This window comes from Frankia sp. CoWAU3 (assembly GCF_977971855.1).
Genome location: NZ_CDWWXB010000135.1, coordinates 1 through 2,901, shown reverse-complemented (window position 1 = coordinate 2,901; position 2,901 = coordinate 1). Strand labels below are relative to the sequence as shown.

Annotated in this window: 1 protein-coding gene and 2 pseudogenes; all 3 read right to left on the bottom strand. The window is 70.9% G+C overall.

What is annotated here, in order from left to right:
- Positions 1-629, bottom strand: a 629-nt coding sequence (locus AC08ON_RS12485) for an HAD-IA family hydrolase (protein ID WP_476617019.1), incomplete at its 3' end; no start/stop codon positions are given.
- 95 nt (positions 630-724) lie between these two features.
- A pseudogene (locus tag AC08ON_RS12480) lies at positions 725-1,854 on the bottom strand (Gfo/Idh/MocA family protein).
- A pseudogene (locus tag AC08ON_RS12475) lies at positions 1,851-2,792 on the bottom strand (DegT/DnrJ/EryC1/StrS family aminotransferase); the annotation flags it as partial. The pseudogenes AC08ON_RS12475 and AC08ON_RS12480, both read right to left, overlap by 4 nt.
- Between the last annotated feature and the right edge of the window lie 109 nt (positions 2,793-2,901).

Sequence of the window (2,901 nt, the reverse complement as noted above, 5' to 3'; positions counted from 1 at the left end):
GCGACCAGCTCGGCGCCGTCCGCCTCGCCCCACAGCGCGGCCACCGCCATCACGCCGGCCGCACGCGCGCTCTCCAGGTCGGCGACCGCGTCCCCGATCATCATCGCCTCATTCGGCGCCACGCCCAACAGCTCAAGTGCCCGGTTCACGATGTCCGGCGCCGGCTTGGGACGGGCGATCTCATCAGAGCCGATGACATAATCGAAGATCGGCAGAATGTCGAGCTCACCCAGCAGGTGCCGGGCCCGTGGACCCGCCTTGCCGGTGGCGACCGCGAGCCCGAGGCCGCGCTCGTGCAGGCTCCGCAGCAGCGCGGCGACCCCTTCGAAGAGCACCACCTGGTGGGCCAGCCGATAGCTCTCGCGGACGAACGGCTCCTCCATCTCCAGCGGCAAATTCATAATCCGCATGATGTCCGGGAAGTACCGTCCCAGGTGCCGGTTGTACTCCTCGAACGGGGGCTCGCCGGGACCCACGACCTCGGCGTAGGCGATCGTGAACGCCTGCCGCATCACTCCGAAGCTGTCGACCAGCACCCCGTCGAGATCGAAGATGACCGCACGTTTCCGTGTTCCGGACGCCGCACCGGTCCCGATGGTCGTCCCCGCCCCAGTCCCGGTGGTGGTCATGGCCGACCAGGGTTTCAGCTCAGTTCCCACGTGCCCCCCGGGCTCGACGTTGGGTGCCGTTCGATATTCGTGACACAAGTCGTGGATGCGTGACCTCAGCGAGCCGCGTGCGCGAGCGGCGCGACGGACCGGTGCGAGCGCGCGGAGTCGTAGAATCTCTCGATGGCGGCGATGGTCGGGCGGACCTCCTCGATCGCCCGCCCCGGGACGCGGGATCCGCCAGCAGCGCGGGCAGTTCGTCGAGCTGGCGGCGGTACTCCGTCCCGATCGGTTCGTCGGGCACAGGCACCGCCACGGTCTCGCCGGCCCGGGTGCGGGTCAGAACCGAACGATCCTGCCGGTTTGGGCCGAAACCGAACGTGCAGCGCAACGACGCGGTGCCCGCGGCACCCTCGACGTTGATCAGGGTGACGTCCCGGGCCTCGTGCGAGGCCCAGCTCGCCCGCAACGACACCGAGACCCCGTTCTCGGTGACCAGGAAGCCACGTGCGGTGTCCTCGACGTCACCGCCGGCGCCGACAGCCGGCCCGGTGCCATCGTCGTGACGCCAGGAGGCCGCCCAGGAGCCGTCGCTGACGAAGTCGTCCGAGATCGTCCCGACCACCTGCTGGAAACGGACGCTGCCCAGCAGCGGGGTGAGGGTGTCGAGCAGGTGCCAGCCGAGGTCTACCAGGGCTCCGCCGCCGGAGAGGTCCCGCCGGGTGAACCAGCCACCGGCGTCGGGAATGCCCCGGGCCCGGATCCAGGCGAGATCGACGTGCCGGATGGCACCGAGCCCGTCGGCGAGCTCGTAGAGCCGGCTGACATCCGCCCGGTACCGCGCGGCGCTCCCAGCGAGCAGGATGGCGTCGCCCGCGCACTCGGCCGCCGCGAGCCGGTCGGCCTCGGCCGAGCTCAGGCACACCGGCTTCTCCAGGAAAACCGGAATACCGGCGCTCAGCAGCCGGGCTGCGATGTCGGCGTGCCGGTGGTTGGGCACCGCCACGACCGCGAGGTCGACCTGAGTCCGGTCGATCTCGTCGACGTCGGCGAGCACGGCCAGGCCCGGGCCGGCCCCGGCCGCCGCCCGGCGGGCCCCGGAATCGGAATCGACGGCCGTGACCACGACGAACTCCGGGTGTTCTCGCAGCCGGGGAAGCCAGATCGACCGGCCGGCCCAGCCCAGCCCCACCACGGCGACCCGCAGCGGAGTCCGCGTGGGGTTGCCGGTCTCGCCTCGGCTCACAGCTCGGCCAGGGTCTCGGCCACGATGGCCGCGACCTGGTGCATCTGTTCTTCGGTGCCGAGCAACGTCCGATGGTGCAGCCAGACGCCGTCCGCGCTGATCGCCTCGGTGTTCGGGCAGCGCTTCGCGATCTCGTCCACCGTTTCGTCCGGGGCGCCGGTCTCCCAGAAGCCGTTGGACCGGTAGATCGCCCGGAACGCGGCGAAAGCGGGCAGCCCGCGGTCCACAAGGGCGTCGACGAACGCGTTGCGGCGCTCCTCACTGAACCCGGGCAACCGGAACATCGCCATGTAGCGCGGATTGCGGTCACACCGGTCGTCGCGGCCCTGCGGGACGACGCCCGGGATGTCGGCAAGCGCGCCCGCCAGCACCGGCCAGCGCTCCTCACGCGTGTCAATCTGGCTGGCCAGGCGGCCGAGTTGGGCACGCAGGACCGCGGCGGAGAACTCGTTGAGCCGGAAATTCGACCCGGAGGTCTGGTGGAGGTACCGGCGGTCCGTGCGTGGCCGCCCGCAACTGTGCCGCAGGAAGCCGAGTTCGTACAGCTCGGCGTCGGGGAAGGTGACCGCGCCGCCCTCGCCGGCGGTCATGAGCTTGCCGTTCTGGAAGCTGAACGCCGCCACCGAGCCCAGCTCGCCGAGCTTCTTACCCTGCCACTGCGCACCGTGCGCGTGCGCCGCGTCCTGGATCAGCGGAACCCCGGCATCCGCGGACAGCTTCGCCAGGGCGTCCATGTCGCAGACCTGGCCCGCCATATGCACCGGCATGATCGCCCGAGTGCGCGGGGTCACCGCGGCCGCCGCGGCGGTGGCCTCGATGCAGTACGTGCCCGGGTCGATGTCGACCGGCACGGCCACCGCGCCGAGGCGCTGGGCCGCCTGCGAGGAGGAGATGAAGGTGAACGCCGGCACGATGACCTCACTGCCGGGTCCAACCCCAGGGCCGCGCAGAGATTACGCTACGCTGTGATCGCTTTGTAGACGTGCTGTGGGGTGACTCGGGGCGCCCTGGGCGACACAGCGCGAGCGAAGCGCCTCTTTCCCCATG